A 5,861-nucleotide genomic window follows, 5' to 3' on the forward strand; every position below is an offset into this window, starting at 1 on the left:
CGGCCGCCTCAACCCACACTATTTCCTGGGCGGCAAGGTCGTGCTGCAGGTCGAAAAGGCGCGCCGCGCCTTCGAGGAAAAGTGCTCCAGCGTGCTCGGCGTTGGTGTCGAGGAAGCCGCGGAAGGCATGATCGACATGCTGGAGTCCGATGCCAACAACGCGCTGCGCCGGGTCATTTCCGGGCAAGGCATCCATCCCTCCGAATTCACGCTGCTGTCCTATGGCGGCTCGGGACCTTTGCATCTGGCCGGCTGCTCCAGGGGCATCGGCTTCAAGGACATCATCACCTTCCAGTTCGCGGCCGCCTTCTCCGCCTTCGGCTGCACCACGGCCGATTTCATGCGGCGTCATTCCGTCTCCACCCAGCACGACATCCCGTCACGCGCCGACGAGGCTACGCTGGCCGCCTTCGGCGCCAAGGTCACCACGGTCTGGAACGACCTGACCAAGGCAGCGGTCGACGAGATGATCGCCGACGGCCATACCAGGGAGAAGATCAGGACCGTGCCGTTCCTGATGATGCGCTACACCGGCCAGCTCGAGGACGTCGAAGTCATGGCGCCGCTTGCCAAGGTCGGTTCGGCCGACGACATGCGCAGGGTTATCGACGAGTTCGAGGCGGTCTATGCCAAGGTCAACCATCGCGTGTCGCGTTATGGCGAAGCCGGCTTCACCATCACCGAACTCGGGCTGATCGCCACCGCCGACAAGGTCAAGCCGGTGCTGCTCAAGCGGCCGCTCGGCGCCTCCAACCCGGCAGCCGCCCACAAGGGCGTGCGCGAGGCCTATATCGGTGGGCGCTGGCACAAGGCCAATCTCTACGAGATGGATCTGCTTCAGCCAGGCCACGAAGTCATCGGCCCGGCCATCATCGAACATCCCGCCACCACGCTCGTCGTTCATCCGCAGGACCGTGTCCATGTCGATGAATGGACGCTGCTGCACTACACCCACGCTTGAGAGGGCGACCGCCATGTTGGACAAACCTGCCTCGGCCCTGCGCCTTCGCGAAAGACTGCTCGATTCCGAGCGGCTGATGGAAGAGACCGGTTGCTATGACGGCATTACGGAACTCACGCTGCGCAACCAGGATCCGCTGAAATTCGAGACGCTGCACACCAAGCTACGCGCCTATTGCGTCTCGGCGCGCGAAATGGCGCGCCGCATCTCGGCCTCGCCCGGCGTGCGCGAGGTCGGCGAAATGGTGGTCGCCATCTACACGCCCGAGGGCGACGCCATCGCTCTCTCCAACGGCATCATGGTGCACGTCCATACGATGAGCCGCTTCATCAAATGGATGATCAAAAACGGCTACGAGGACAACCCGCGCATCCGCGAAGGCGACATTTTCGCCAACAACGACGCCTTCATAGGCACTGTGCAGGTGCCCGACGTGATGGACGTGGTGCCTATCTTTCATGAAGGCACGCTTGTCGGCTGGGCCGGCGCCGTCTGCCACGAGCTGGAGGCTGGCGGCATTACCCCAGGCGGTGATGTGTGTCTCGCGCAGGAGCGCTTCACCGAGGGTCTGTTCGTCTGCGCCGAGAAGATCGGCGAGAACGACGAGATCCGCCGCGACTACGTCATCCGCTGCGAGCGCAATCTGCGAATGCCGATCTACTGGGTGCTCGACGAGAAGGCCAAAGTCGCATCCTGCATCGACATGCGCGAAAGCGTCAAGCAGCTGATCTCCGAGATCGGCCTCGACTACTGGATGAAGGTGTCGAAGGAGTTCATCGAGGAAGGCCGCCGTGCCCAGCTCGCCCGCACCCGCCAGCTCACCGTCCCCGGAATCTATCGCGGCCACACTTTTTACGGCCACGTCACCGCAGGCAAACCCGGCTTCCAGCTGCTCGGCGATCCGGACTGGCTCTACAACATCCCGATCGAGATGGAGATCACCACCGACGGCAAGATCACCATGGACTTCGAGGGCACGCAGCCCTGGGGCTACCATTCGATGAACTGCACGCCGGCCGGCATGGATGGCGGCATGTTCGTCACCTTGACCCAGCACATGAATTTCGAAGGGCTGGTCAATGACGGCGCGTGGATGGCGACCGAACTGAAACTGCCGCACGGCACCTGGACCAACCCCGACAACGAGATGGTGGCGACCGCCACCTCATGGGCTTTGCTGCTGCCGGCCTATGGCGTCTTCCAGCGGCTTTTGTCGCGCAGTTTTGTCGCCCGCGGCTTCGTCGAGGAGGCCTTCGTCGGCCAGGTCAACAGCCCGATGATCGAGATGGGCGGCGAGAGCCAGTACGGCACGCCGTTCGGCATGGCCCATTTTGAATGCGCCGCCGCCGGCTCCGGCGCGCTCGCCATCAAGGATGGTCTCGACACCGCCTATGTCGGCTGGAACCCGGAATCCGACATGGGCAACATCGAGGTCTGGGAACAGTCGATGCCGATGGTCTATATCGGCCGCTCGATCGTGCCCAACTCCGGCGGTGCCGGCAAATATCGCGGCGGCTGTTCCTTCGTCTCGACCTGGCTGATCAACAAGACGTCGCATCTGCGGCTCCACACCTCCGAACATTCTTCGCGCGTGTTCGACAATGGCGGCATGTGCGGCGGTTATCCGGCGCCGACCTGCCAGAAGCATCGCGCCGTGCGCAACTCAGACATTCACGAACTCGCGGCAAAAGGCGAACCGCTGGCGCATGCGCCCGGCATCGATCCGCATGTCTCCGACTACGAGCGGAACATCGGTGGCGACCATGTCGTGGTCGAGGGCCCCTACATCACCTCGCCGCACAAATCCGGCGACATCTTCAGCCATTCCTACAATGGCGGCGGTGGTTACGGCGACGTACTGGAGCGCGATCCGATCAAGACCGCCTGGGATGTCGAGAACGGCTTTCTCACCCGGCAAGCGGCGGACCAGGTTTTCGGCATTGTGCTGAAGGACGATGAAGACGGCTATCCCATCGCCGATATCGACGCCACGGTCGAGCGCCGCGCCGCCATGCGCAAAGAGCGTCTGGCCAAGGCGGTCCCTGTGGTGGATTGGATCGCCAAGGAGCGTGGTCGTGTCGAAAGGGCCGATTTCGCCCCCGAGGTGAAGAAAATGTACGCCAGCGCGATCAAGCTGTCGCCGCGCTTCACCAGCGAATTCAGCGAGTTCTGGAACGTCGATGCCAGATCGATCTTCATGCCGGGAGCAAAGCCATGACCTCGTATAGCAAGGAAGTCCTGGGCGATCTGGTCGCAGGCAAGCTGCCCTGGCCACAGACAAGGCGGATCATGAGTGCCTACAAGGACGATGACCGTTTCTTCAAGATGGTTGCCGTCTATCAGGATCGTGTCGCCTGGAAAGATCCGATCCTGCTGCCGGTCTCGGACCATCTGTTCATCTGCCAGAGCGGCGATGAGCGCATTACCCGCTGCGAATGCGGCCACTCCTTCGGCGACTATCGCAAGAACTGGAAGCTGAAGGCTGCGATCAACGTCCGCAACACCGAGGGGGCTTTGCGCGAAATCTATCCCAACAGCGATCTCCCCGATCCCGAATGGATGGAGATCCGCGAATTCATCTGTCCGCAATGCGGCACGCTGCACGAAGTGGAAGCGGCGGCACCTGGCTATCCCATCGTCCACGATTTCGAGCCCGACCTCGAAGGCTTCTATCGCGAATGGCTAGGCAAACCGCTCCAGCAAACATGAAACGCTGGCGATGGAGGCTGCGCCGGTGTGATTGCCAAATACGGTCAGGCCTGATTGCCTGCCCGGAACGAAGTGGAGACCGTGCGCCATGAACAACCTTTCCGGCCGTAGCGCCATCGTTACCGGTGGGTTCTCGGGCATGGGCTTTGCCATTGCCACGGCTTTGGCTGAAGCCGGCGCCAATGTCGCCGTCGGCTCCTACATCGCGCCGGCCAGCGCCGACAAGTCCGATGCCGCCTATTATCCCGGCGCGGACGAGATCGAGCGCGTGCGTGCGGCCCTTACCGTCCACGGAACGAGGGTTCACGCCGCACACCTTGACGTTCGCGACAGCGACGTCGCCAATCGGTTCGCAGCTGACGCCGAGGCGGCCATCGGCCCCGCCGATATCCTGGTCAATGCCGCTGGGACGACCGCGGAGCAGCCGGTCTGCGGCCATTCCGACGCGCTATGGGACAAGATCGTCGATACCAACCTGACGGGCGCCTTCCGCGTCACGCGTGCGGTACTGCCGGGCATGATCGAACGCGGCTGGGGCCGCATCGTCAACATCGGCTCAACCGCCGCCTCGGTCGGCTGGAAGGACAACCCAGCCTACTGCGCGTCCAAGGCCGGCCTTCTCGGCCTCACGCGCTGCGTGGCGCTGGAGGGGGCAGCGCATGGCGTCACCTGCGTCATGATCAGCCCGACCTGGGTCGAGACCGAACTGATGCGCCGCAATGTGGCGCAGGTCGTCGAGCGCGAAGGCAAGGGGCGCACCGCTGAGGAAGCGATGGCCGAGATCGCCAAAGGCAACCCGCAGCAGCGCATGCTGCAGCCGCAGGAGATTGCCGCACTGGCGGTCTTCCTGTGCTCGGATCTGGCCAAGGGCATTACCATGGAGAACATCCAGATCACCGGCGGAGCGCTTTGGTAGCGGCTGATCTCTCCGCAGATGCCTCGCTGTAAGACAAGGTGACCGGATTTGCCATTGAGCGCCGGGCGCAATAGGTTATATTGCACTGCACAATGGAGACGCCGTTTATTGCACGCCCATATTTGCGAAGATTCCGGCCGGCTCATGGCTTGCCGGCCCTAGGTCGTGTCGGCGGAACCCTGAGATGAAGATTCCAAAGTCACTGCTGATCGATCCCGAGAAGAACTCGGTCTATGGCGCCTTTGCCGTAGCCGTTTCGATCTGGGCGTTTTCCTATTCGGTCATCTTCGGCCAGATCTTGATCCTGGCCTATTATGCGGTCTGGCTTCCGCTCATCCTGGTCGACTACCGGCGGTTTCTGCGGCATCTGTCCAGCGCCTGGCTGCCGCTGCTGTTTGCGGCCTATATCTGCTTCTCGGTTTTCTGGTCGCAGGCCCCCGGCGTCACCGCAAGGACGTCGGTCCAGTATTTTTCCCATATCGCCTGCGCCTACGTAGCTGCGCGCACCGTCAGCGTGCGCACGCTGACCATAGGGGCGCTGATCGGAATATTCGTCGTCCTCATCTATTCGCTGAAGGTCGGGAACTATTCCGAGGATGTCCTCGACGGCACCGTGAACTTCGTCGGCGCCTTCGCCTCCAAGAATCAGATCGGCTTTGTCGGCTCGCTCGGCATCTATTTCTGCGTTGTCTTCCTTGCCTTCTACAGGCGCGGCCGGCTCAGCTTCATCCTGGCGGTGCCCGTCGTGCTGCTGTCGGCCTATGTCCTGGTCGCTTCGCATTCCGCCACCTCGATGGCGTCGATACCCGCGGTGCTGGCGCTGGTGGCGCTTCTTGCGATGAGCAAACTTCTGTCACGCCGCTATCGCCGGGTCATCTTCCTGATCGGCGCCGGCCTGCTGGTCGTGACGGCCTTCGTCGCCTTGAATCTCGGGCTGATGGACTTCGTCCTCGGCCTCTTCGGCAAGGATTCGACGCTCACCGGGCGAACCTATCTGTGGGAGCAAGGCTGGAACACGGTCCAGAAATCGCCGATTCTCGGCGTCGGCTATGCCGCCTATTGGGTGCAGGGCTTCGCTGAAGCCGAGCGGCTGTGGAACGAATTCTACATCACCACCCGCACCGGCTTCCACTTCCACAACACCTATATCGAGGCCCTCGTCGAACTCGGCTTCGTCGGAGCGACGCTGGTGTCGCTGATCATGCTGCGCACGCTCTACGGCCACGTCTCGGCGGTTATCTTCAAGGCATGGCAGGCGGACTCGGTGATCCTTTT

The 5,861-nt window shown here is 62.4% G+C and carries 5 protein-coding genes; all 5 read left to right on the plus strand.

All coding sequences use genetic code 11. The features are described 5' to 3' along the window. Nucleotides 1–961 (plus strand): hydantoinase/oxoprolinase family protein (locus EN939_RS18025; RefSeq protein WP_164751055.1); only part of this gene is annotated, 961 nt, incomplete at its 5' end. 13 nt (nucleotides 962–974) lie between these two features. Next, nucleotides 975–3,179 (plus strand): hydantoinase B/oxoprolinase family protein, encoded by a 2,205-nt coding sequence (locus EN939_RS18030; RefSeq protein ID WP_127269095.1) that lies wholly within the window; start codon nucleotides 975–977, stop codon nucleotides 3,177–3,179. Then, nucleotides 3,176–3,670, plus strand: coding sequence for an acetone carboxylase subunit gamma (locus EN939_RS18035; protein ID WP_127269096.1), 495 nt, complete (start codon nucleotides 3,176–3,178; stop codon nucleotides 3,668–3,670). The genes EN939_RS18030 and EN939_RS18035 overlap by 4 nt, the downstream gene beginning before the upstream one ends. Nucleotides 3,671–3,758: 88 nt before the next feature. Further along, nucleotides 3,759–4,586 carry an SDR family NAD(P)-dependent oxidoreductase gene (locus tag EN939_RS18040; protein WP_127269097.1) on the plus strand — a complete coding sequence of 276 codons (828 nt, stop codon included), beginning with the start codon at nucleotides 3,759–3,761 and terminating at the stop codon, nucleotides 4,584–4,586. A gap of 184 nt (nucleotides 4,587–4,770) precedes the next feature. Continuing rightward, nucleotides 4,771–5,861 (plus strand): O-antigen ligase family protein (locus EN939_RS18045; RefSeq protein ID WP_164751056.1); only part of this gene is annotated, 1,091 nt, incomplete at its 3' end.

Source organism: Mesorhizobium sp. M7A.F.Ca.CA.002.05.1.1 (assembly GCF_003998335.1).
Classification (GTDB): Bacteria; Pseudomonadota; Alphaproteobacteria; order Rhizobiales; family Rhizobiaceae; genus Mesorhizobium.